The following is a 22,338-nucleotide window of genomic DNA, read 5'->3' as shown; positions in this document are numbered from 1 at the left end:
CCGGCCCCGCTCAGGCGGGCTGCCACAGCTCGATCCGGTTGCCCTCCGGATCGGTGACCCAGCCGAAGCTGCCGACACCGTCCATGCTCTGCACGTCCTCGGACACGTCCGCGCCCTTGGCACGCAGTTGCGCGAGCATCGCGTCCAGGTCGCGGACCCGGAAGTTGAGCATGGCCTGCTGGGAGCGGGACCCGAAGTAGTCGGTCCCGGACTCGAACGTCGCGAACACCGTCGGGCCGGGCGCCTGCTGCCACAGGCCGTGCTCGTCGGCGTCCAGGCCCAGACAGTCGCGGTACCAGGCGTTCAGGGCGGTCGGGTCGGCGGCGCGCAGGAAGTAGCCGCCGATTCCAAGTACACGTTCCATGCGGTCATCCTGTCAGGGCGTTGCCGGCCGGTCCCGCCGGTGTACGGGCGGATCGCCGGTCGAGCGAGCGCGTGGTCGACGCGGAGCCCGAAGCTCATGGCAGCGGGACGGGGGGCAGACAGGTGTGCGGGACGGACCTGGCGGGCGAGGAGGCGGCGATCGCCCGGTATGTGCGCGACCATCCGCAGGCTGCCGAGGCCGGCCGCGGGCATCCTGCTCTCGACGGGTGCGAGGCGGTCCGCTGGTCGGAAGTTTCCGGGTGTCCCGCCACGATCCCGTCCCTGCTGCGCGAGCGTGGTGGCGACGCTGCCCGGGGGCCTGGTAAAGCTGAACGGCCGGGCGGGACTCCGGAAGGCCGCCGGGCTTCTGCGAGATTCCCGCGAGCGGGCCACCGGCGCGCCCGCGCGAGCTGGTACGCGGGTGATCGCTGAGGCGTCGGCCTTCGGACAGCTGGACAGCTGGACAGCCGGACACCCGGCGCCGCGCTGTCGTCACAGTGCGGCGAGCCGGTCCACCAGCAGCTCCACTCTCCGCCCGGCGTCCTCCGGCGGCAGTCGGCGCGCGCGGGTCAGGGTGGTCAGTCCGTGCAGGGCCGCCCAGAACACCTCGGTGAACAGCGCCGGGTGGACGCCCGCCCCGGCGACCTCGCCGAGGCTCTCCAGCAGGGCGGCGAAGGCGTCCTTCAGCGGCTCCGGGGTGTCCTCGTGGGCGAAGGCCAGGCCGCCGTCGAGGCGGAACATGGCGTCGTAGACCGCCGGGTTGCGCTCGGCGAAGTCGAGGTAGGCGCGGGCGAGGACGGTGACCCGGGCGCGCGGGCCGTCCGCCCCGGCGGTCGCGGCCCGCAGCGCCGTGGCCAGCTCGGCGGCACCCTCCAGGGCGACGGCGCCGATGATCTCGCGCTTGCCGCGGAAGTGGCTGTAGAGGACGGGCTGGCTGTACTCGATGCGCTCGGCGAGCCTGCGGGTGGTGACCGCGTCCCAGCCCTGCCGCTCGGCGAGTTCGCGGGCCGTCGCCACGATGAGGCGCTCACGCCCGGCCCGCTCGCGCTCCTTGCGTTCCTGTACCGACATGGACGGATTCTAGCAGTGCTAGACAACAGAGCAACGGCAGAGCTAGCGTTGACTCATTATCTAGCACTGCTAGGACCCAGGAGGGTCGCCATGCTCAACGCGTTCGAGGTCTTCACCACCGTCGTCGTCGGTCTGATGGTGGGGGTGGAGTTCTCTGTCGCCTTCGTCGTCAACCCGATTCTCGACGGGCTCCCAGGCGACAGCGGCCTGCGCGGCCGGACCCACGGGGCCCGGATGCTTGGCACTCTGATGCCGTTCTGGTACATCGGCTCGCTGGTGCTGAGCGCGGTCTGGGCCGTGGCGGGATGGCATCACCAGGGCGCCGGCCTCGTCGTCGGCGCCGCCGCGCTGCTGATCGTGAGTGTGATCATGTCGCTGCTGCTGCTCGTCCCGATCAACAACCGGAGCAAGGCGTGGACCAGCGAGAACCTGCCCGGGGACTGGAAGGAGCAGCTGCACCGCTGGGACCGTTTCCACTACGTCCGCGTCGCCGTCATCATCACCGCCTTCGCCCTGCTGGCGGCTGCCCTCGGCTGAGTCAGGGGTGCCAGTGAATGCCTGTTCGTCAGTTCGAGAAGATGTCCCCATGACAGACAGCAATCCCGCCGCCGAAGCCGAACGGCGCCTCGCGGCCGGTGACCACGCCGCCGCTCTCACCCTCTACCTGCGGGCCTGGAACCGCCCGGACGACGAGGTGGCGGAGCGGGTCTTCGATCTCATCTCCGAGTGGGCGGACATCGGCGCCGCGCTCAGGACCATCGAGGCCGCCGCCAGGGCGGGCAACACCGCGGCCTACGAGGCCTTGGCCGAACTCCTCATCGAACTGGAGCGCCCCAAGGAGGCGTTGGCGGCACTCCGGGCGGCCGCCGACAACGGTCGTGACGTCACCCTGATGATCGCCTCGGTCCTGGCCGACGAGCTGGGTGACCGTGAGCAGGCCGAGGACTACTACCGGCGGGCGCTCACCGAGGACAACCCCCGCGCGCTCAACGACTACGGCGCCTTCCTCAGCGAGGACGACGAACGGCTCGACGAGGCGGTCGACCTGCTCACCCGGGCGATCGAGCGGGGCGACGACATGGCCGCCGGCAACCTCGGCCGGCTGCTCGCCGACGAGGAGAGGTACGAGGAGGCCCTGCCCTGGCTGCGGCAGGCGCTGGCCGCCGGACACCGGTCCGTACTGGCCGTACTCGGTGAGACCGAACACGCCCTCGGTGAGCTGGAGTCGGCCGGCACCCACCTCCGCGAGGCGCTGGCCGAGGAGATCGCCGGCGCCCACTTCGCCTACGCCCTCCACCTCGCCGAGACCGACTCCCCCGAGGAGGCCGTACGCCACTACGAGGCCGCCGCCGAGCAGGACGGCGAGACCAACGCCTACCTCAACCTCGCCCTTCTGCATGAGGAGTTGGAGGACTGGACCCAGGCCGACCGCCGCTACCGCGAAGCCCTCGCCCACCAGGACGAGACCGCCTACGTCTACTACGCCCAGTTCCTCGCGGACCAGAACCGGGGCGACGAGATCGACGCGCTCCTCACCGCGGCGACTCAACTGGACCTGGACGAGGAGGACATGGCAGAACTGCGAGCCCTCGCCGAGGAGAGCCGCTCGGGCACGTCCTGACCGGCTCGCCATCTCGACCCCGGACGGGAGCGTGCGCTGCCCTCACCACCCGCGCCCCGCCTCCAGCAACACGTCCCGCACCCTGGTCACATCCAAGTTGGAGGAGTGGCCGGGGCGTTGGGCCAGACAGCCGGTGTTCAGGGGCGGGTCTTCCGGGGTGTGGAGGGGGACCAGGGCGCCCGAGGTGAGTTCGGGTTCGCACAAGTAGCGGGTCGCGAGCGCGCCCAGCGGAGCCGCCACGCGGGACGCCAAGTCGCGGGCGAACGGGGTGGGTGCAACCCCACGCGGCAGGCGCTCGAAGAGAGAACGCCGCAACTCCCGCTCCAGCGAACGGATCTGCGCCGTCACCGTGGACTGCGAGAGGCCGAGCAGCCCCGCCGCGGCCGTGAAGGACCCGGAGCGGTACACCGCGAGGAACGTCCGCAGAAGGTTCAGGTCCGGGGAGTTCATGAGGAGCGCGCCTTGAGGACCCGGAGCGCCAACGCCCCCCACCGCAGGTTCTCCTCCTCGAAGGAGATGCCCCGCAGCAGGGTGAGGTACGGGCCGACCCGGTCCGCCTCGGCCAGGAACTCGTCCTCCGTACGCCCGCCCAGCAGCCGTTCGCGCAGGCGCTCGTAGCCGGTGAGCTTGGCGCGGGCCCAGTCCATGCGGTCGGCTATGTCGGCGCGTATGGCGGCCAGTTCGCCGAGTTCCGCGCACTGGACCTTGACCAGGAGGCCGTCACGGACGGCGGTGGGGCGGCCGAGGGGGTCCGCGAGGTAGGCGCGCAGGGCGTCGTGGCCGGCGTCGGTGAGGGAGAAGAGGCGCTTGTCAGGGCGGCGGTCCTGGCGGATCACCCGCGCGGTGACCAGGCCCTCGCGCGCCATCCGGTCCAGCTCGCGGTAGAGCTGCTGTGGTGTGGCCGTCCAGAAGTTGGCCACCGAGGCGTTGAAGCCCTTGGCCAGGTCGTAGCCGGACGCCTCGCCCTCCAGGAGGGTGGCCATCACCGCATTGCGCAGGGTCACCTCTTCACCCTACTCTCCAACCCACCTATTCAACTTGTTGAGTAAGGAGCACTCCGTGCATCCCTTCCGTGCCGCCGTGGAGAACCGCGACGCCGACGCCATCGAGGCACTCCTCGCCGAGGACGTCGTCTTCACCAGCCCTGTCGCCTTCAAGCCGTACACCGGCAAGGCCATCACCGCCGCGATACTGCGCGGCGTGCTGCGGGTCTTCGAGGACTTCCGGTACGTCCGGGAGATCGCGAACCCGGACGGGCGGGACCACGCCTTCGTCTTCAGGGCCAAGGTCGACGGCCGGGAGATCCACGGCTGCGACTTCCTGCACTTCGACGAGGAGGGGCGGATCGACGACTTCACCGTCATGGTCCGCCCCCTCTCGGCGGCTCAGGCGATGTCCGAGGCGATGGGCGCGCAGTTCGAGCAGATCAGCCGCGAGGCGGCCGGCGACTGAGAAGGGTTCTCCCTCAGCCCAGGCGCTTCAGGACCTCCTCCGCCAGCGGGGCCGAGGACGCCGGGTTCTGGCCCGTGAGCAGGTTCCGGTCGATCACGACCTTCGGCGCCCACGGCTCGCCCACCTGGACGTCCACGCCCGCCTCGCCGAGTCGCGTCTCCAGCAGCCACTTGGCCTTGTCGGCGAAACCGGCCTGCGCCTCCTCGGCGTTGGAGAAGGCGGTGATCTGGTAGCCGGCGAACGCGTTGGTGCCGTCCGGCCGGGTCGCGGCGAGCAGCGCCGCCGGGGCGTGGCAGACCACGGCGAGCGGCTTGCCGGAGTCGAGGGCGTCGACCAGCAGCCTGCCGGAGGCGTCGTCCACGGCGAGATCCTCCATGGGGCCGTGGCCGCCGGGGTAGAAGACGGCGTCGTAGCCGTCGAGGTCCACGTCCTCCAGCCGGACCGGGTGCTTGAACTCGGGCGCGGCCTCCAGTGCGGCGGCGATCCGGTCGGCGTTCTCCTGGCCGTCGTTGACCTCCGGCGCGAGGCTGCCCTTGTCGACGGTCGGCACGACCCCGCCCGGCGTGGCCACGACGACCTCGTCGCCGGCCTTCTTGAACGCCTCGTACGGCGCGACGGCCTCCTCGGCCCAGAAGCCGGTCGGGTGCTGGGTGCCGTCGGCCAGCGTCCAGTGGTCGGCGCCGGTCACCACGAACAGGATCTTCGACATGAGGTCTCTCCAAGCGGTCTGAGGTCGGGGGAGCACGGGCTCCCCACCTGACCGTAGACCGGTGCCCGGAGCGGCACCAATGAAGCCGCCGATGCCTGGTATCGGCAGCCCGATGGCTCGTACGGGAATAACCCTAAGGCCCCTGACCTGCGGCGACTCCTAATCCACTCCGGCCACGCGGAACGTCCGCCGGTACGCCAGCGGGGTCACCCCGATCGCCGCGTGCAGATGCTCGCGCAGCGAGGTCCCGGTGGCGAAGCCGACCTGTGCGGCGAGATCCTCCACGCCCAGGTCGGTGGTCTCCAGCAGGTGCCGCGCACGGGCCACGCGCTGCTGGATCAGCCAGCGCCCGGGACTCGTGCCGACCTCCTCGTTGAACCTCCGCGCGAAGGTGCGCAGGCTCATCCGGGCGTGCCCGGCCAGGTCGGTTAGTGTCAAGGGCTCTGCGTTCAAGCCGGTGGCGCATTGTTTTAGGTCTGTTTCCGGCAGTCTGTTGCCGCTGGTGAGGGTGGTGCGTCTACGGTGCTGTCGTGTCATCCGACATCGGATACAAGGGCAGATGGTGCGGTCCCCGCACGGGCGTGATGCGGTGGTCATGACGCGTCTGGGGCGTGCCATGACCACCGGCTGTCTGACCGTCCTGGTCGTGCTGATCGTCGTGCTCAGCACCGTACTCGGCGCGTTGTGGTACTGGTCACGGCACACCGGCGAGGTCAATGCCGAGCACCGGCAGCAGGCTCTGCGGGCACTCGACCACCAGCTCCGCCGAACGAAGAACGAGACGACACGGGCCCTCAGCGATGAAGGCTCGGCTGATCCGGACGCTCTCACCGCTGTTGTCCACCGGCACACCGGGGCTCCCGTGATCTCCTACGACGCGTCCCGTCATGCGTTCAGAGCTCGCGTGACCAAACGGGTCGAGTACGAGTCCAGGACACTCTTCGGCATCAGCCGGGGCGTGATCGACAGATGCCTCGAATACACCTACGCCCCGGCGAAGCGCCACGGTTGGACGTCAACGATGTCCGTCTTGAAGTACGACACCTGCGCCCCCTCCGCCTCGATCGGCAGCGGCGCCCGGACAGCCGGCCAGCGTGTCGCTGCTCTGGAAGCGTCGGAACTCAACCGCACCGGAGTGCGGAGGGCTCTCGCGCCCTACCGGCGATTCCTCACGGTCCGCACCGTCACCAGGACCGGTAGCAGGGTGAGGGTGTCGGTCGTGGTGTCGGAGGAGACCACCCGGCAGTGTTACCGGATCACGCGTAACGGATCGCAGGTCGTCTCCGTGCCTGCGCAGACCTGCCAAGACTGAGAGAACGTCCTCGCCCGTGCCCGCGTAGCCGTCCCGGAGGATGGTCGCCGTCCTTGGGACAGCATCGGCCACAGATACCGGGAAGCGCATGTCTTCGCAGAGGACTTCCCCCCGGCGCGATGCTGCGCAAGCTCCCCGAGGCCCGCAAGCAGGTCCCTCGCTCGTGTCGCTGCTGCCCGGCACCGATCCGGAGGAGGCCGCGAAGGCGGATGCGCGCGGGGTGCGGGTGGAGACGCTTCTCGTCGAGGCGGACCAGGCGGGGATGCGGGCGGTTGCCGCGCTGGCGGCCTCGGGTGCGCTGCGGGCGCATGTGGAGGCGGTGTTTCCGCTGGCGGAGGCGGCTGAGGCGCATGCGGTGGGGGAGACGGGGCGGGTGACGGGGAAGCTGGTGTTGACGGTCGGGGGCGGAGGGTCCTGAGGGGGTGTGGGGGAGCCCTGCCGCTCGTGGGGGCGGGCAGGGCTCTCTCGCGTACAGCTGTCGGGTGTACGGCTACGCGGGGGTGTGGGTCAGGAAGGCGGTCCAGGCGGTGGGGGAGAGGTGGAGGGTGGGGCCGGTGGGGGCTTTGGAGTCGCGGAGGTGGATGGTGTTGGGAGTTAGGGCGACTTCGACGCAGTTGCCACCCTCGGGTCCGCTGTGGCTGCTCTTGAACCAGCCGAGAGAGACCTCCACGCACTGGCCGCCTTCCGGCCCGCTGTAGCTGCTCCTGAACCAGGTGAGGGGCTCAGTAGTGTTCATAGCTCTCCCAGCAACGTCTCGATGAACTCCAGCGACTCTCGCGGGGGGAGAGCCTGTGAACGGATGATCCCATAGCGTGCGCCGGCGAGAGCCGCCTGCTCGGGGTACGTCTCCAGTGCGCTGGTCACCTGGGCTTCAACGTAGAGGAAGCGCTTTCCGTCCTTGCGGGTGACGATGGTGAACGGGCCTCCTATGCCTGCGTTGTCCTCGCACTCGGTCGGCATCACCTGAAGTTCGACGTTACGCCGCTGGCCGATCAGGAGAAGGTGCTCCAACTGCCCCCGCAACACGCCCTTGCCACCGTACCGACGCCTCAGGACCGACTCGTCCATGATGAAGCTCAGCAGTGGCGGCGAGCGTCGGTCGATGATGTCCTGCCGGGCGAGTCTCGCGGCCACCCGCTGCTCCATCGTCTCCGTGTCGAGGAGTGGACGCCACATGTTGAGCAGCGTGCGCATGTATTCCTCGGTCTGGAGCAGACCGTTGACGACGAGAGCGTCGTACATCTGCAACTCCATCGCCTGCTTCTCCAACTGGGCCATGCCCTGGAAGAAGACGGGGTACTGCGCTCGCTCCACCTCCTCCTTCCAGACCGTCAGCAGACCTCCCGCGTCCAGTACCTGATCGGCCCGGTCAATCGCAGCTGGTGGTGGAATGCGGCGCCCTTGCTCGAAGGAGGCGATGGTGGCGGCCGAGTAGCCGAGTCGCCTGCCGAGTTCCTCGCGGTCCATCCCGGCTCGTAGGCGCAAGGTCTTCATGGCCTGTCCGAATGCCGCTAGTACGCCCTGCGCGGTCTTGTCCGCCGTACGTGGGCCGCCGTCCTCGGCGCCCTCGCCGTACCTGGGGTTGGTCTCGTTCTCGCTCATCACACCACCGCCTCCCCGGAACAACGCCCGTAGCCGGGGCGCCGTCACGCCGTGCTGCTCGTACCGGCGTCGGCACCGCGCGTACAACGGGGTCGCGTCAGTGCGTCACCGCTGGTAACGCTACGCCACCGGAGGGACCGTGGTGTCCATGATGAGCAACCTCGGTAGTCCCACAGATCACTTGGCGGCCGAATTCGCCATGCGCTTCACGTCCACGCCCCGCGGAGTGCGCCTCGCACGCCGGCTGGTGGGGCTCCGCCTGCACGAGTGGGGCATCCCGTACGGCACCGACGCCCACGACGACATCGTCCTCGTCACGGCCGAGCTGGCCGCCAACGCGGTACGGCACGGGCATGTGGCGGGGCGGGACTTCCACGTCCGGCTGACCCTCGGAGACTCGCGGACGGCACGGATCGAGGTGACCGACACACGAGGGGAGCGGGTGCCGCCCCGGCCCGGGGAGTTGGGGGAGCCCGGGGTGTCGGACGGGGGGTGGGGGCTGGTGCTGGTGTCCCGGCTGGCGGTGGCCTGGGACTGGCATATGAGGGGGGAGGGGCCGGGGAAGGTGGTTTGGGCGGAGTGTGGGGTGGGTTCGCGCGCGCCCATGGCCACTTGATCACCGAGATGTAGGTTCTGGCCATGACTGGTGACTGGCGGATGGACCGGGTCGGGGCCGCGCTGAAGGGCGAGAACCCGACCGTGCTCCGGCGGCTGACGGCAGGGTTCGCGGTGATCGGGGACGTTCAGTTCCTGCCCGGCTACTCGATTCTGCTCGTCGACGAGCCGGGTGTGCAGCGGCTGTCGGACCTGTCAAGGGCTAGACGGCTGTCGTTCCTGTCCGACATGGAACGGCTCGGCGAAGCGGTCGAGCGGGTCTGTCGGCGGCTGGACCCGGCATTTCGCCGAGTCAATCTGGAGATCCTGGGGAACACGGACCCGTTCTTGCACGCGCATGTCTGGCCCCGGTTCGAGTGGGAGCCGGCCGAGCTGGTGGGCATGCCGGTGTGGCTCTATCCGCGTGACCGGTGGAGCGACGAGCGCTTCAGGCTCGGTCCGCAGCATGACGTACTGCGGGATGCGATCGGCCAGGAACTGGATCAACCGCATTAGAGCGTCCGAACACGCGCTACACCTGGTGGGGCACGGCCCTGTTCGCCGTCGTGCCGGCCGCGCTGCTGCTGGCGTCCTTCCTTGCCCGCGAGCCCGACCCGGACGGCTTCGCCGGGCTGTGGCCGACCAGTTGGCTGAGTGGCGCGGTACTGATACTGGCGGGGGCCGCGCTCGTGGCGGGCTGGGCCCACGAGGATCTCCCGCGCACCGTCCGCTCACTGCTCATGCCGGTACTGGTGGCCGGCGCGGCCGCCCGGTCGGGCTTCCTGATCGAGCCGCTCGCGTCCGGCGACGGGTGGACAGCCACCGTCGTCTCGGTCGCGCCCGCCGCGTCCGCCCCCCTTGGGGGCCGGCGGGCACTGGACGCGGTCGCGTGGCTGCTCACCATCGCGGCCTACGCGGCAGGCACGGCGTCGGTGTGGGCGTGGCGGCGCCCTCGGTCCTGATCCCGCCGCTCCGGCTCCCTGCTTGCCCGCCCGTCAACCATCGCCCTCACCAGCCCCGCACCCCCGTCCCCTCCTGGAACGTCCCGCTCGCCTCCCTCTCGCACGCCAGCCGTACGATCACGTCCGCCCCCTCGGCCACACTCCGCGTCCCCGTGTTGTGGTTCAGGTCGGTCGCGGTGAAGCCCGGGTCCGCCGCGTTGACGCGCAGGTTCGGGAACGCCTTCGCGTACTGGACGGTCAGCATGTTCAGGGCGGCCTTGGAGGCGGGGTAGGAGAGGTCGGGGTAGAAGTGCTCCGGGGCGGACGGGTCGGCGAGGGCGCGGGTGAGGGCGAGGCCGCTGCTGACGTTCACCACGACCGGGGCGGGGGAGCGGAGGAGGAGGGGGAGGAAGGCTTGCAGGACGCGTACCGGGCCGAAGACGTTGGTCTCGAAGACCGTCCGGACGTCGTCCGCCGTGACCGCCGCCGGGTCCACGAAGCCGCCGTCCGGGCGGCGCGGCTCGATGCCGGCGTTGTTGACCAGGACGTCCAGGCCGCCCGCCGCCTCCAGCGTGCGGACCGCCGCCAGTACGGACGCGTCGTCGGTCACGTCGAGCTGTACGAAGGTCGCGCCCAGCTCCGCCGCTGCCCTCCTGCCCCGCTCCTCGTCGCGGGCGCCGGCGTACACGGTGTGGCCCTCGGCCAGCAGGCGGCGGGCGGTCTCGTAGCCGAGGCCCTTGTTCGCTCCGGTGATCAGTGTGTTCGTCATGGGTTCCAGCTTCCGCCGGGCGTCCGCCGGCAGCCAGAGGACCGGATTTCCTGGGACCGGCGGTACCAGGCGGGCGCACGCCCCGCGCGGCACACTGGACCGTATGGCGAGCGCGGAACTAGGGACGGCGATCCACCGCTGGCGGGACCGGCTCCCGCCCGGCGAGGCGGGGCTGCCCCTGGGCGGTCGCAGGAGGGCCCCGGGGCTGCGGCGGGAGGAACTGGCCCAGCTCGCCGGGATCTCCGTCGACTACGTGACCCGGCTGGAGCAGGGCCGGGCCACCAACCCCTCCTCCCAGGTCGTGGAGGCGCTCACCCGGGCGCTGCGCCTGTCGGCGCCCGAGCGCGACCATCTGCACCGGCTCGCCGGACTCGCCCCGCCCGCCCCGACGAGCGTGCCGACCTTCATCCCGCCCAGCGTGCACCGGCTGCTGGACCGGCTCGGCCGCACCCCGGTCGCCGTCTACGACGCGGCCTGGACCCTGCTCACCGCCAATCCGCCCTACGCGGCCCTCATGGGCGACTCCACCCGCTGGAAGGGCCGCCAACTCAACGGTGTCTGGCGGAACTTCGTCGGACCCGGCTCCGGCGTACGGCACACCCCCGAGTCGCTGGCCGCCTTCGAGTCCGCCCTCGTCGCCGACCTCCGCGCGGCCGCCGGACGCTACCCCGACGACCGTGCCCTCGGCGAGCTGATCGCCGAACTGCGCACCCGTAGCGCCCGGTTCGCGGAGCTGTGGGACAGCGGCACGGTCGGCGTCCATGACGCGGCGCGCAAGACCATCGACCACTCGGTGGTGGGCCCGCTGACCCTCGACTGCGACATCCTCTCCGTCGCCGGCAGCGATCTGCGGGTCATGGTCTACACCGCCGAACCCGGCACCGAGGATGCCGAACAACTGGCCCTGCTCATGGTGTTGGGGACACAGGAGGTGGCTGTCTGAGTCTTTCCGGGTGCCCGTGACCGGAGCCCGCCGCACGGCAGGAAGCACCCTGGCCTCCACGACACGCCCCCCGATCGGGCGACTTCGAGCCTGGCTCTCGCGCGGCCACCTCCTACCGGCCGGCTCCGCGCTCGGTTTCTCCTGTACGCCGTCCACTTCTAGCCCGACTCCGGCTCGGCCGCGATCAGCCCCTTCGCCGCCACCCTGCCGCTCGGTGCGGTCGCAGAATGGGGCTGGCGCGGATGGCCGTGCGTTCCGTACCCGGTCGGTGGCCTAAGACCCTGCCAGTGGATACCGGTGTACCGGCGGCAGCCCCGTGAGGAGGCCCGGCCACACCGTGTCGATGACATGCGCGCTCGGCGTGAACAACGGCCGGGGCAGGGTCGCTGGATCATGCCATTCCCAGCGTTCGATCAACTCCGGTTCGCGCACGCGCGGTTCGCCCTCGAACGCGCTCACCCGCACCGCCGCCGTCACGCGCGGGATGCCGTGCACGGAGTCCATCAGCAGCGCCAGCAGCCGCGCGTCCTCCGCCTCGGCCCGCAGCCCCGTCTCCTCCGCCAACTCCCGTACCGCGGCCTCCGCGAAGCCCTCCCCGGCGTCGTTCTTGCCGCCCGGCAGCTCCCACGCCCCGCGCTTCCTCGACCAGCCCAGCAGCACCCGGCCGGCCGCGTCGGTCACGGCGACCCCGGCCCCGGTGAGCGCGTGCGGCGAGGGCCGCCCGTTGTCGGCGTAGGCGATGTCCTCCACCATGTCCCCTTCCGATCGGGCGGAAGATCCCGTCACTTCTGCTTCCGCCATGCCTGGACCCCCAGTCTGCCCGTCGTGCCGAGGTCCAGTTCCGGGGTCAGCGTCACCGGCGCGGCGCCGGCTCTGGCGCGGACGCGGAGGTAGGGGGCGTTCACGGCCCCGTCGACGGCCTGCACCGTGTTGCGCCAGACGATGCCGGACAGGGCACGCTCACCGGGCCGCAGGGTGAGCGGGCGGGCCACGTCGGGCGGGCCGCCGAGCTGGGCGACCTCGGCGGAGGGCAGTATCCGCACCCCGTCGACGCGCTCGTGACCGGCGTCGATGATCTCCAACTCCGGGCGTCCGTCCACCGCGTACGGCTTCTTGCCGCAGTTCTCCAGGTGCAGGCCCACGACCCGCAGGCCCATCGCCGCGTCACCCTCGTCGGCGTACACCCGCACACCGGAGGCGGGGCAGGGGCCGCCGGGTGCCGGGGTCTCGGCGCTGGGAACGCTGCGTACGGACAGGATCGAGACGCTGGTGCCGCCCGCGAGGTCGCCGTGTTCCCGGGTCATCGCCACCCGGCCGCGCACCGTCTTCCCCGGTTCGACCGGGCCCATGACCCGGCTCGCCCCGGTGTATCCCCTGGCGTCGAGGACGATCGTGTACGTCATCTCGTGCGAGGCCGGGTTGGTCACCTCGAACTCCGCCGTCAGGGAACTCGGCCGGCAGACACCCTCCTCGTCGATCGCGCCCGAGTACAGGCGGGTGATCCGTACCCCGTCCCGCACGGTCCCCGTGGTGGACGGCACCGGGGTGGGCGAGCCCGGCGGGCGCGGGGCCTCGGCGGTGGCCGTGGGGCGGGGGCGAGGGACCTCGCCGTAACGCGGGGCCTTCGACGGGCACGGGGACTCCGCCCGCACCCCGCCCGCTCCGGGCTCGACGGTGCCACACCCCGCGAGAGCCAAGAGCACTCCCACACCTGCGAATGATTTGCGCATCAGGCGAGTTGATCAGCAGCGGAGCACACCCGCTGTGGTGGAGGCCACTCCTCCGGTCACAGGACCGCTACAGCGACCCGCCCCGCTCCTCGAACGCCCGCAGAATCCGGTCCGCCGCCCGCGTCGCCGTCAACGTCCCGTCCCTGACCTCCTGTTCGAGGCCCGGTGCCAGCCGCCTCACCCCGGGGTCCGTGTGCAGCCGGCCGAGCAGTTCGTCGCGCACCATCGACCACGTCCAACGCACCTGCTGGTCACGGCGCTTGGCGGTCAGGCGGCCTGTGGAGTCCAGCAGCGTGCGGTGCTGCTCCAGGCGCTCCCACACCGTGTCCAGACCGCTCTTCTCCCGGGCACTGCAATGCAGCACGGGCGGTGTCCAGAAGGCGTCCTTGCCGTGCATCAGCCGTAGCGCGCCCGCCAGTTCACGGGCGGCGGCCTTCGCGTCCCGCTCGTGCGGGCCGTCCGCCTTGTTGACCGCGATCACGTCGGCCAGCTCCAGCACGCCCTTCTTGATGCCCTGGAGCTGGTCGCCGGTGCGGGCCAGGGTGAGCAGCAGGAAGGAGTCCACCATGTCGGCGACCGCGGTCTCCGACTGGCCGACGCCGACCGTCTCCACCAGGATCACGTCGTACCCGGCCGCCTCCATCACCACCATGGACTCGCGGGTCGCCTTCGCCACGCCGCCCAGCGTGCCCGCGCTGGGGGATGGGCGGACGAACGCGTGCGGGTCCACCGCGAGGCGCTCCATCCGGGTCTTGTCGCCCAGGATCGAGCCGCCGGTGCGCGTCGAGGACGGGTCCACGGCGAGCACGGCCACCCGGTGCCCGAGCGACGTCAGCATGGTGCCGAACGCGTCGATGAACGTGGACTTGCCCACGCCCGGCACCCCGCTCACCCCGATCCGCCGCGCCCGCCCGCTGTGCGGCAGCAGCTCGGTCAGCAACTCCTGTGCCAGCGAGCGGTGTTGCGGGCGGGTGGACTCGACCAGGGTGATCGCGCGGGCCACCAGGGCGCGCTTGCCGTCCAGCACGCCCTTCACATAGGTGTCGAGATCGGTCGCGGCCATGCCGGGCTCAGAGGTCGTGGCCGAGGTCGGCGGCGAGCCGCTTCACCAGGTCGTGCGCCGCGTCCGGGATGACCGTGCCGGGCGGGAACACCGCCGTGGCGCCCATCTCCAGCAGCGTCGGCACGTCCTGCGGCGGGATCACGCCGCCCACCACGACCATGATGTCCGCGCGCCCCTCCTCGGCCAGCTTCTCCCGCAGCGCCGGGACCAGCGTGAGGTGACCGGCGGCCAGCGAGGACACCCCGACCACGTGCACGTCCGCCTCGACCGCCTGCCGGGCGACCTCGTCCGGCGTCTGGAACAGCGGGCCGACATCGACGTCGAAGCCGAGGTCGGCGAAGGCCGTGGCGATCACCTTCTGGCCCCGGTCGTGCCCGTCCTGGCCCATCTTGGCGACCAGGATGCGCGGCCGGCGCCCCTCGGCCTCCCCGAAGGCGTCCACCAGGGCACGGGTGCGGTCCACCGAGGGGGACTCGCCTGCTTCGTTGCGGTACACCCCGGAGATGGTACGGATCTGGCTCGCGTGCCGGCCGTACACCTTCTCCAGCGCGTCCGAGATCTCGCCCACCGTCGCCTTGGCGCGGGCCGCGTCCACCGCCAGCTCCAGCAGGTTGCCCTCGCCGTCCGCCGCCCGCGTGAGCGCGTCCAGCGCGTCCCGGCACGCCGCGTCGTCCCGCTCCGCGCGCAGCCGCCGCAGCTTCTCGATCTGCTGGGCGCGCACCGAGGAGTTGTCGACCTTGAGCACGTCGATCTGCTCGTCGCTGTCCACGCGGTACTTGTTGACACCGATCACCGGCTGCCGCCCGGAGTCGATACGGGCCTGGGTGCGCGCCGCCGCCTCCTCCACCCGGAGCTTCGGGATACCCGCGTCGATGGCCTGCGCCATCCCGCCCGCCGCCTCGACCTCCTGGATGTGCTGCCACGCCTTGCGCGCGAGGTCGTACGTCAGCCGCTCCACGTACGCGCTGCCGCCCCACGGGTCGATGACCCGGGTGGTGCCCGACTCCTGCTGGATCAGCAGCTGGGTGTTGCGGGCGATGCGCGCGGAGAAGTCGGTGGGCAACGCCAGGGCCTCGTCCAGGGCGTTGGTGTGCAGCGACTGGGTGTGGCCCTGGGTCGCGGCCATCGCCTCCACGCACGTACGCGTGACGTTGTTGAACACGTCCTGCGCGGTCAGCGACCAGCCCGAGGTCTGCGAATGGGTGCGCAGGGACAGGGACTTGGCGTTCTGCGGGTCGAACTGCTTGACCAGCTTGGCCCACAGCAGCCGGGCCGCGCGCAGCTTGGCGACCTCCATGAAGAAGTTCATGCCGATCGCCCAGAAGAACGACAGCCGGGGCGCGAACGCGTCCACGTCCAGCCCCGCCTCCCGGCCCGCCCGGATGTACTCCACGCCGTCCGCGAGGGTGTACGCCAGTTCCAGGTCGGCCGTCGCGCCCGCCTCCTGGATGTGGTATCCGGAGATGGAGATCGAGTTGTAGCGCGGCATCCGCTGCGAGGTGTACGCGAAGATGTCGGAGATGATCCGCATCGACGGCTTCGGCGGATAGATGTAGGTGTTGCGGACCATGAACTCCTTGAGGATGTCGTTCTGGATGGTCCCGGCCAGCTTCTCGGGCGGTACGCCCTGCTCCTCCGCCGCCACGATGTACAGCGCCAGCACCGGCAGCACGGCGCCGTTCATCGTCATCGACACGGTCATCCGGTCCAGCGGGATGCCGTCGAAGAGCTGCCGCATGTCGAGGATCGAGTCGATGGCCACGCCCGCCATGCCGACATCGCCCGTCACGCGCGGGTGGTCGCTGTCGTAACCCCGGTGCGTGGGCAGGTCGAAGGCGACCGACAGCCCCTTCTGGCCGGCCGCGAGGTTGCGCCGGTAGAACGCGTTGGACTCCTCGGCCGTGGAGAAACCCGCGTACTGCCGGATCGTCCAGGGCTGGTTGACGTACATCGTCGGGTAGGGCCCGCGCAGATACGGCGCCATGCCCGGGTAGGTGTCCAGGAAGTCCAGGCCCTCCAGGTCACGGCCGGTGTACAGGCCCTTGACCTCGATGCCCTCCGGGGTCTCCCACAGCGGTTCGGTGCCCCCGGTGCCCCGCTTGACGGCCGCATGCCACTCCTCGGCGCCACCGTCGACGGCCGGGGTGCCCAGCTCGATGCCGGAGAAGTCGGGGATACCCATCAGGACGCTCCGATGCGGTCGAGAGTCGCGGACAGGACGGCGACGGCGTCGCAGCCCGCGAAGACGTAACTGTCGACGCCCGGGTACCCGGCGGGGCGGCCCGCCAGGTGCACGTGGCGGGCACCGGCCGCGCGGAGGGCCCCGGCGGCCTGTGCGGCCTCCTCGGCGTAGCGGGCGTCGCTGGAACAGAGGACGGCCTCGGTGGCGCCGCTCTCCTCGAAGTTCCCGCCGGTGACCGGTTCGATGCCGCCCGCCTGGAAGAGGTTGGCGGCGAAGGAGGCGCGGGCGGTGTGCTCGGCGGCCGGGCCGAGCGTGGCGAGGAAGATGCGGGGGCGCGTACCCGTCGCGGCCAGGTGGGCGTCGGAGCGGGCGCGCAGCGCCTCGTACGCCTCGTCCCGGCGCACGCGCGGCAGGCCGCCCGAGGGGGGTTCGGGGGCGGGCTCGCGGTGTACCGGCTTCTCGTCCAGGAAGGGGAACTCGCTGACACCGGTGATGGGTTCGCGGCGCTTGGCGAGCTTCGCGGACCGCTCCTGCCAGGTGCGCGCGAGGTCGTCGCGGAGCCGGCCGGAGCGCAACACGGCCGCCTGGCCGCCGTCCTGTTCGATGGACCGGAAGAACTCCCAGGCAGAGTGCGCCAGTTCGTCGGTCAGCCGCTCCACGTACCAGGAACCGCCCGCCGGGTCGACGACCCGCGCGAGGTGCGACTCCTCGACCAGGATCGTGGAGGTGTTGCGGGCGATGCGGCGGGCGAACGCGTCGGGCAGGCCCAGCGCGTGGTCGAACGGCAGCACCGTCACGGAGTCGGCGCCGCCCACCCCGGCGGCCAGCGTGGCCACCGTCGTCCGCAGCATGTTCACCCACGGGTCACGGCGGGACATCATCACCGGCGAGGTCACCGCGTGCTGCACCTGGGCGCCCGCGCCCCGCGCCCCGCACACCTCGGCGACCCGCGCCCACAGGCGGCGCGCCGCGCGGAGCTTGGCGATGGTGAGGAACTGGTCGGCGGTGGCCGCGTACCGGAAATCCAGCTGAGCGGCGGCCTGTTCGGCGCTCAGCCCGGCCTCGGTCAGCCCCCGCAGATACGCCACGGCGGTGGCCAGGGAGGCGCCCAGCTCCTGCGCGGCCGAGCCGCCCGCCTCGTGGTACGGCAACGCGTCCACGGTCAGTGTGCGCAGCCCCGGGTACGCGGCGGCACGGGCCGCGAGCGTGGCCACGGGGGCGAAGTCGAGCGGGGTGCCGGTGCGGGCCTCGTGGCCCAGCGGGTCGGCGCCCAGGCTGCCGCGTACGTCCTCGGGGGCGATGCCCCGCTCCTCGTACAGCTTCAGCAGCGCGTCCGCCGCCGCCTTCGTGTCCGCGCCCGCGTCCAGGACGACAGGGGCGAGGTCCAGGTAGACGCCGTCGAGCGCGCGGCCCAGGTCCGCGACGGGGATGCCGGCCTCGCCGAGCACGAGCCAGAGGGAGGTGACGCCGTTCTCCAGATCGGCCAGCACCGAGCCGTCGCAGAGCGCCGCGTGCCGCTGCCGTATGTCCCAGCCGCCGGGGGTGTTGCCCATCGGGCGGCCGCCGCGGGTGAACGGCGCGAAGCCGGGCAGGCCGGGGTCGGGCGCGGCGTCGCGCGCGGTGTACAGCGGCCGGGTGCGCAGCCCGTCCTCCAGCGTGGTGGACAGGGCGTCCTCGACCGCAGCGCCGGAGACTTCCCTGCCGGACTTGCGCAGCACACCCTCGACCAGGCGTTGCCACTGCTCATGCGTCGCGTCAGGGAACTCGGCGGCCAGGGAGAGCCTGTCGTCAGGCAGGACCGTCATGCTCGGATGTTAGGGCAGGCCGCTCGGGTGACAGCAGCACGACGGCCTGTGACGTTCCCCTCGTTGCCACGGTGATCCGGGCCTCCCGGCGGCCCTACCGGCGCCTTGTGCACGGCAGGTGGGCCGGACGCCGGATCAGGGCTGTGTCGCCCAGTGTGTCGTTGTTGGGCCGAACGGGTGACTTGGCGTAAGAATTGGCTGGTGCAGGCATCGAAAGCGAGTCAGGTCGGGGGAAGCCGGTGAGCCGTTACGACGTCACCGATGAACAGTGGGAAGGGCTCGCCCAGGTCGTGCCGCTGCGGGGCCGGGACGCATGGCCGTCCGCGGTCGCTCACCGGGCGCTCCCGGACGCGGACACCGAGGCGCGCCGCCGGTTCGTCGTCCTGCGGGTCACCGTCTTCGCGGACGCCCGCGACGTCGCCGAGACCCTGATGTCCGGGGTCCCGGTGCTGCTCGACCTGTCCGGGGCGGAGGGCGATGTCGCCAAGCGCGTACTGGACTTCAGTACCGGTGTGGTGTTCGGGCTGGGCAGCGGGATGCATCGCGTGGACCGCAATGTCTTCCTGCTGACGCCGCCGGGGACCGAGGTCAGCGGGCTGATGGGCATGGAGGCGTCGGGCTGAGGGGCGCTGTCTGTCGCCGTTCTCCCGTCGTTTCTTAGGACGGTTCGGCCGAGCGGGTGGTGTGCCGGGGGCCGGTGCGGTCGCCCGATCGTAGGAAGGTCCGGGGAGAAAACGGTTCGCCCCGCGAGGGCGGTCCTACGGTCCGCTCATGTCGGTCACCTCGGTAAGCCCGGTCACCCCCCGCCCCTCGGCCCCCGCTCCGGCCCCGTTCCCCGACGGGTACGACGTGCGCGCCCGGATCACCGAGCTGCGGCTGTCCGCGTTCGCCGGGCACCGCCGGGCCTCGTTCCCGCTGGGCGCCGTCACCCTGTTCGCCGGGCCCAGCGGCTCCGGCAAGTCGACCGCGCTCGCCGCCTACGAGGCGCTCGCGCGGCTCGGCGGCGGGGCCACGCTGGGCGAGGTGTTCCCGGACCCGGCGGCCTGGGTGCCCGACCGGGCCCGGCCGGACGCCGAGGGGCGGCGCGGCTTCCGGATCGGGTGCACGGCGGACGGCGTCGAGGGCCCGGTCCGGCTCGACGTGGCGGTGCAGGCCGAACCCCGGCTGCGCATCGTGGGCGAACGGCTGGAGGCGGGCGGGGTCGTCCTGCTGGAGACCGCTCTGCGCGACCCGGAACGCCGGACCGTGCAGGCCGCCTGGCACACCGCGGGCGCCGCCCCGGTGACCCGCGCCCCGCTCCCCGACGATTTGCTGGGCACCCCTTTGCTGCCGCTGCGGGTGGCCGGCAAGACGGACGGCCAGCGCCGGGTGCTGGCGGCCGCCGAGCAGATGGTCGTCGCGCTGCGCTCGGTCTTCCCCTGCGACCCCGCACCGGCCCGTATGCGGGTCCCGGTGCCGACCGGTTCGGGCCGGCTGCTGCCGGGTTGCGACAACCTCGCCGATGTCCTCAGCCGTACCCGGGCCGAGTGCGGGCGCCGGCACGCCCGGCTGGTCGAGGTGGTGCGCGCGGGATGCGCCGGCCCGGTGGCCGACCTGGCCGCCGAACGGCTGCGGGACGGCACGGTACGGGCGCTGCTGGACCGGGGTGACGGCCACCGCACCGAGCTGGCCCGGCTCGGGGACGGCGAGCTGCGCTATGTCGCGCTGGCCCTGGTCCTGCTGACCGGGCCCGGGGTGCTGGACGTGGACACACCGGGGGAGGTGCCGGACGCGCTGCGCACCCTGACCGTGCTCGCCGACGGGTTCGACCGCTGCCTCGACCCCGGCCAGCGGACCCAACTCCTCGCCACGGCGGCCCGGATGGGGGAGCGTGGCCATATCCGCTGCGTGGGCGCGGTCGGCGACGCGGCCTGGGCCACGGGGACACCGGGCGTCACGGTGGTACACCTGGAGCCGTGACCGAACATCCCGATCTGGCCGGACTCCAGCGCAGGCTGGCCGAGTTCGCCGCCGCCCGCGACTGGCAGCCGTACCACACCCCCAAGAACCTCGCCTCCGCGCTCAGCGTGGAGGCGGCCGAACTGGTCGAGATCTTCCAGTGGTTGACCCCGGAGCAGTCGGCCCGCGTGATGGACGACCCCGGTACGGCGCACCGCGTCACGGACGAGGTCGCGGATGTCCTCGCGTACCTCCTCCAGTTCTGCGAGGTGCTGGGCATCGATCCGCTGGCGGCGCTCGCGGCCAAGATCGAGCGGAACGAGGGGCGGTTTCCGGTGCCGGGAACGGGGGACGTGCCCTGATCGGTAGGGCGGACCGACGCGCTCCGTTATCACTCTATGGAGTCAGTTTCCCTGCTGATTCCGAATTGTTGTCCACAGATTTCCGTCTTCCGCTGGCTTTTCGCCCCAACTGCCATCACTCTGGGTAGTGAAGACGTGTGTGCGGTCGAACGGACGGACGGGGACGGGGCGGCGGATGGACGCGTTACGGCTCATCGAGATCAGCAGAGAGGCGTTGGTGGCGAGCGCCGACGCGCCGGGGACGCTGCGGGAGGTGTGGGAGGCCCAGGCCCTGTCACAGGCGATCGGCAGCCGGCTGGCGGTGTCCGGGCCGCCCGAGCTGCGCGGGGAGGCACTGGGGCTGATGGAGCTGGCGGGCCGGGGCTGCGGCGTGCTGGACCGGCCCGAGCTGGACACCGGGGACCTGCTCGCCGCCCGGCTCACCGAGCTGGCCGACCCGCGCCGGACCCTGCTGTCCCTGTGCGGGCTGCTCGGCGAGGTCGGCATGGCCCTGGTCGGCGTGGCCAGCGCCGCGTCCGACGAGGCGGTGTACTGGCAGTGCATGGAGGCCATCGACGCGGCGGATGAGTCCCGTGACCGGGTCCTGGAGATGCTGCGCAAGCTGGCGGCCAGGGAGGAGCTGCTGCCGGAGCGGGAGCCTGGCTGAGGCGTGGGGTGGTAGGGGGTGTGGCCCGCGCTGTAGGCCGGGGGCGAGGCCCGCGCTGTGCCGGGGGCGGGGGTGCTTCCTGCGCTGTGGTGCCGGGGCCGGGGGCGAAGCCTGGGCTGTGGTGCCGGGGCGGTGGGCGAAGCCTGTGTTGTGGTGCCGGGGATGTGGCCCGCGCGGTGGTGCCGGGGGCCGGGGCGAGTCCCGCGTGGCGGTACCGGGGCCGAAGGTGAGGCCCGCGCCACGGCGCGCTCTGGTGCCGATGCGGCTCGCCGGGCCGATGGCGGGCAGGATGGAGGGTATGGACCTTCGTATCTTCACCGAGCCCCAGCAGGGCGCCACCTACGACACCTTGCTCACCGTGGCGAAGGCCACCGAGGATCTCGGCTTCGACGCCTTCTTCCGCTCGGACCACTATCTGCGCATGGGCGGCGGGAGCGGCCTGCCCGGCCCCACCGACGCCTGGGTCACGCTCGCCGGACTCGCCCGCGAGACCAGCCGCATCCGGCTCGGCACCCTCATGACCGCCGGGACGTTCCGGCTGCCCGGCGTGCTCGCCATCCAGGTCGCCCAGGTCGACCAGATGTCCGGCGGCCGCGTCGAACTCGGCCTCGGCGCGGGCTGGTTCGAGGAGGAGCACAAGGCGTACGGCATCCCCTTCCCGAAGGAGAAGTTCGCCCGCCTGGAGGAGCAGCTCGAGGTCGTCACCGGCCTGTGGGCCACCGAGGCCGGCAAGACCTACGACTTCCACGGCACCTACTACGACCTGACCCAGTCCCCCGCGCTGCCCAAGCCCGCCCAGCACAAGATCCCGGTGCTCATCGGCGGCCTCGGTGCCAAGCGCACCCCGCGCCTCGCCGCCCGCTACGCCGACGAGTTCAACATCCCGTTCGCCTCCGTCGAGGACACCGAGCGCCAGTTCGGCCGGGTCCGCGCCGCCGCCGAGGAGGCCGGCCGCGCCCCCGACTCCCTCGTCTACTCCAACGCCCTGGTCGCCTGCGTCGGCCGGGACGACGCGGAGGTGGCCCGCCGGGCCGCCGTCATCGGCCGCGAGGTCGACGAGCTGAAGGCCAACGGCCTGGCCGGCACCCCGGCCGAGGTGGTCGAGAAGATCGGCCGATTCGAGGCGGTCGGCTCCGAGCGGATCTACCTCCAGCTGCTCGACCTCGACGACCTCGACCAGCTGGAGCTGATCTCCGCCGAGGTCATGCCCCAGCTCTCCTGACCCCCCCATCCGG

At 71.8% G+C, this 22,338-nt stretch carries 26 protein-coding genes and 2 pseudogenes; 14 read left to right on the top strand and 14 right to left on the bottom strand.

The genetic code is table 11. The features are described 5' to 3' along the window. Nucleotides 1–10: 10 nt before the first annotated feature. Nucleotides 11–364 carry a VOC family protein gene (locus ACFWN1_RS02235; protein WP_384357246.1) on the bottom strand — a complete coding sequence of 118 codons (354 nt, stop codon included), beginning with the start codon at nucleotides 362–364 and terminating at the stop codon, nucleotides 11–13. Nucleotides 365–855: 491 nt separating this feature from the next. Next, on the bottom strand, nucleotides 856–1,434 hold the full coding sequence (locus ACFWN1_RS02230; protein WP_384357244.1) for a TetR/AcrR family transcriptional regulator: 579 nt from the start codon (nucleotides 1,432–1,434) through the stop codon (nucleotides 856–858). A gap of 90 nt (nucleotides 1,435–1,524) precedes the next feature. Between ACFWN1_RS02230 and ACFWN1_RS02225 the strand changes: the two genes are divergently transcribed. Further along, nucleotides 1,525–1,971 (top strand): anthrone oxygenase family protein, encoded by a 447-nt coding sequence (locus ACFWN1_RS02225; RefSeq protein WP_384357242.1) that lies wholly within the window; start codon nucleotides 1,525–1,527, stop codon nucleotides 1,969–1,971. Nucleotides 1,972–2,020: 49 nt separating this feature from the next. Next, on the top strand, nucleotides 2,021–3,055 hold the full coding sequence (locus ACFWN1_RS02220; protein WP_384357240.1) for a tetratricopeptide repeat protein: 1,035 nt from the start codon (nucleotides 2,021–2,023) through the stop codon (nucleotides 3,053–3,055). A 42-nt stretch (nucleotides 3,056–3,097) separates the two neighbouring features. Here ACFWN1_RS02220 and ACFWN1_RS02215 read toward each other — a convergent pair whose 3' ends face one another. Both ACFWN1_RS02215 and ACFWN1_RS02210 read right to left on the bottom strand, forming a co-directional pair. Further along, on the bottom strand, nucleotides 3,098–3,505 hold the full coding sequence (locus tag ACFWN1_RS02215; RefSeq protein ID WP_384357238.1) for a LysR family transcriptional regulator: 408 nt from the start codon (nucleotides 3,503–3,505) through the stop codon (nucleotides 3,098–3,100). Further along, entirely contained in the window at nucleotides 3,502–4,059 is a 558-nt protein-coding gene (locus tag ACFWN1_RS02210) for a PadR family transcriptional regulator (RefSeq protein ID WP_384357236.1), read from the bottom strand. Before ACFWN1_RS02210 ends, ACFWN1_RS02215 begins: the two co-directional genes overlap by 4 nt. A 55-nt stretch (nucleotides 4,060–4,114) precedes the next feature. Here ACFWN1_RS02210 and ACFWN1_RS02205 point away from each other — a divergent pair, with 55 nt between their 5' ends. Continuing rightward, on the top strand, nucleotides 4,115–4,507 hold the full coding sequence (locus ACFWN1_RS02205; RefSeq protein WP_384357234.1) for a nuclear transport factor 2 family protein: 393 nt from the start codon (nucleotides 4,115–4,117) through the stop codon (nucleotides 4,505–4,507). 13 nt (nucleotides 4,508–4,520) lie between these two features. Here the strand turns inward: ACFWN1_RS02205 and ACFWN1_RS02200 are convergent, their stop codons facing one another. Together ACFWN1_RS02200 and ACFWN1_RS02195 are read right to left on the bottom strand one after the other, a co-directional pair. Next, the gene (locus ACFWN1_RS02200) at nucleotides 4,521–5,216 is read right to left on the bottom strand and encodes a type 1 glutamine amidotransferase domain-containing protein (protein WP_384357232.1); all 696 of its coding nucleotides are present in this window, start codon (nucleotides 5,214–5,216) and stop codon (nucleotides 4,521–4,523) included. Nucleotides 5,217–5,375: 159 nt separating this feature from the next. Continuing rightward, nucleotides 5,376–5,660, bottom strand: a pseudogene (locus ACFWN1_RS02195) (helix-turn-helix domain-containing protein); the annotation flags it as partial. Nucleotides 5,661–5,811: 151 nt separating this feature from the next. On the opposite strand from ACFWN1_RS02195, the gene ACFWN1_RS02190 reads away from it, so the two are divergent. Next, the gene (locus tag ACFWN1_RS02190; protein ID WP_384357230.1) at nucleotides 5,812–6,528 is read left to right on the top strand and encodes a hypothetical protein; all 717 of its coding nucleotides are present in this window, start codon (nucleotides 5,812–5,814) and stop codon (nucleotides 6,526–6,528) included. 151 nt (nucleotides 6,529–6,679) lie between these two features. Continuing rightward, nucleotides 6,680–6,946 (top strand): annotated as a pseudogene (locus ACFWN1_RS02185) (zinc-binding dehydrogenase); the annotation flags it as partial. Nucleotides 6,947–7,018: 72 nt separating this feature from the next. On the opposite strand, the gene ACFWN1_RS02180 reads toward ACFWN1_RS02185, so the two are convergent. Together ACFWN1_RS02180 and ACFWN1_RS02175 are read right to left on the bottom strand one after the other, a co-directional pair. Next, on the bottom strand, nucleotides 7,019–7,264 hold the full coding sequence (locus ACFWN1_RS02180) for a DUF397 domain-containing protein (RefSeq protein ID WP_384357228.1): 246 nt from the start codon (nucleotides 7,262–7,264) through the stop codon (nucleotides 7,019–7,021). Next, nucleotides 7,261–8,130, bottom strand: coding sequence for a helix-turn-helix domain-containing protein (locus ACFWN1_RS02175; protein ID WP_384357226.1), 870 nt, complete (start codon nucleotides 8,128–8,130; stop codon nucleotides 7,261–7,263). Before ACFWN1_RS02175 ends, ACFWN1_RS02180 begins: the two co-directional genes overlap by 4 nt. A 148-nt stretch (nucleotides 8,131–8,278) precedes the next feature. Between ACFWN1_RS02175 and ACFWN1_RS02170 the strand changes: the two genes are divergently transcribed. The 3 genes from ACFWN1_RS02170 to ACFWN1_RS02160 are packed head-to-tail and all read left to right on the top strand — an operon-like array spanning nucleotide 8,279 to nucleotide 9,686. Beyond that, a complete protein-coding gene (locus ACFWN1_RS02170; protein WP_384357224.1) occupies nucleotides 8,279–8,746 on the top strand; it encodes an ATP-binding protein in 468 nt (155 codons plus the stop codon). Between the two features lie 23 nt (nucleotides 8,747–8,769). Continuing rightward, nucleotides 8,770–9,240, top strand: a complete 471-nt coding sequence (locus ACFWN1_RS02165) for a diadenosine tetraphosphate hydrolase (protein WP_384357222.1) — start codon at nucleotides 8,770–8,772, stop codon at nucleotides 9,238–9,240. Nucleotides 9,241–9,290: 50 nt separating this feature from the next. Next, nucleotides 9,291–9,686 carry a hypothetical protein gene (locus ACFWN1_RS02160; RefSeq protein WP_384357220.1) on the top strand — a complete coding sequence of 132 codons (396 nt, stop codon included), beginning with the start codon at nucleotides 9,291–9,293 and terminating at the stop codon, nucleotides 9,684–9,686. 46 nt (nucleotides 9,687–9,732) lie between these two features. Here the strand turns inward: ACFWN1_RS02160 and ACFWN1_RS02155 are convergent, their stop codons facing one another. Beyond that, the gene (locus ACFWN1_RS02155; protein WP_384357218.1) at nucleotides 9,733–10,434 is read right to left on the bottom strand and encodes an SDR family NAD(P)-dependent oxidoreductase; all 702 of its coding nucleotides are present in this window, start codon (nucleotides 10,432–10,434) and stop codon (nucleotides 9,733–9,735) included. Between the two features lie 103 nt (nucleotides 10,435–10,537). Here ACFWN1_RS02155 and ACFWN1_RS02150 point away from each other — a divergent pair, with 103 nt between their 5' ends. Next, nucleotides 10,538–11,377, top strand: coding sequence for a helix-turn-helix transcriptional regulator (locus ACFWN1_RS02150; RefSeq protein WP_384357216.1), 840 nt, complete (start codon nucleotides 10,538–10,540; stop codon nucleotides 11,375–11,377). Nucleotides 11,378–11,650: 273 nt separating this feature from the next. Here ACFWN1_RS02150 and ACFWN1_RS02145 read toward each other — a convergent pair whose 3' ends face one another. The 5 genes from ACFWN1_RS02145 to ACFWN1_RS02125 form a co-directional block, all read right to left on the bottom strand. Continuing rightward, complete coding sequence (locus ACFWN1_RS02145; RefSeq protein WP_384357214.1) at nucleotides 11,651–12,130, bottom strand: NUDIX hydrolase; 480 nt, start codon at nucleotides 12,128–12,130, stop codon at nucleotides 11,651–11,653. A gap of 29 nt (nucleotides 12,131–12,159) precedes the next feature. Then, nucleotides 12,160–13,080: a DUF4232 domain-containing protein gene (locus tag ACFWN1_RS02140; RefSeq protein ID WP_384357212.1), complete on the bottom strand. Its 921-nt coding sequence runs from the start codon at nucleotides 13,078–13,080 to the stop codon at nucleotides 12,160–12,162. Nucleotides 13,081–13,174: 94 nt separating this feature from the next. After that, nucleotides 13,175–14,170, bottom strand: coding sequence for a methylmalonyl Co-A mutase-associated GTPase MeaB (gene meaB, locus ACFWN1_RS02135; protein WP_384357210.1), 996 nt, complete (start codon nucleotides 14,168–14,170; stop codon nucleotides 13,175–13,177). 7 nt (nucleotides 14,171–14,177) lie between these two features. Further along, nucleotides 14,178–16,352 carry a methylmalonyl-CoA mutase gene (scpA, locus tag ACFWN1_RS02130; protein ID WP_384357208.1) on the bottom strand — a complete coding sequence of 725 codons (2,175 nt, stop codon included), beginning with the start codon at nucleotides 16,350–16,352 and terminating at the stop codon, nucleotides 14,178–14,180. Next, nucleotides 16,352–18,157 (bottom strand): methylmalonyl-CoA mutase family protein, encoded by a 1,806-nt coding sequence (locus ACFWN1_RS02125; protein ID WP_384357206.1) that lies wholly within the window; start codon nucleotides 18,155–18,157, stop codon nucleotides 16,352–16,354. Before ACFWN1_RS02125 ends, scpA begins: the two co-directional genes overlap by 1 nt. Nucleotides 18,158–18,396: 239 nt before the next feature. On the opposite strand from ACFWN1_RS02125, the gene ACFWN1_RS02120 reads away from it, so the two are divergent. From ACFWN1_RS02120 to ACFWN1_RS02100, 5 genes are all read left to right on the top strand, one after another. Continuing rightward, nucleotides 18,397–18,780, top strand: coding sequence for a cell division protein SepF (locus ACFWN1_RS02120; protein ID WP_384357204.1), 384 nt, complete (start codon nucleotides 18,397–18,399; stop codon nucleotides 18,778–18,780). Nucleotides 18,781–18,928: 148 nt separating this feature from the next. Beyond that, on the top strand, nucleotides 18,929–20,116 hold the full coding sequence (locus ACFWN1_RS02115) for an ATP-binding protein (RefSeq protein WP_384357202.1): 1,188 nt from the start codon (nucleotides 18,929–18,931) through the stop codon (nucleotides 20,114–20,116). Next, complete coding sequence (locus tag ACFWN1_RS02110) at nucleotides 20,113–20,457, top strand: nucleotide pyrophosphohydrolase (protein WP_384357200.1); 345 nt, start codon at nucleotides 20,113–20,115, stop codon at nucleotides 20,455–20,457. Before ACFWN1_RS02115 ends, ACFWN1_RS02110 begins: the two co-directional genes overlap by 4 nt. Before the next feature lie 175 nt (nucleotides 20,458–20,632). Next, the gene (locus ACFWN1_RS02105; RefSeq protein WP_384357198.1) at nucleotides 20,633–21,103 is read left to right on the top strand and encodes a DUF6099 family protein; all 471 of its coding nucleotides are present in this window, start codon (nucleotides 20,633–20,635) and stop codon (nucleotides 21,101–21,103) included. 298 nt (nucleotides 21,104–21,401) lie between these two features. Continuing rightward, complete coding sequence (locus ACFWN1_RS02100) at nucleotides 21,402–22,325, top strand: LLM class F420-dependent oxidoreductase (RefSeq protein WP_384357196.1); 924 nt, start codon at nucleotides 21,402–21,404, stop codon at nucleotides 22,323–22,325. Nucleotides 22,326–22,338 lie beyond the last annotated feature (13 nt).

This window comes from Streptomyces sp. NPDC058459 (genome assembly GCF_042721685.1).
Taxonomy (GTDB): domain Bacteria; phylum Actinomycetota; class Actinomycetes; order Streptomycetales; family Streptomycetaceae; genus Streptomyces.
This window is presented reverse-complemented; position numbering and strand designations above follow the sequence as displayed.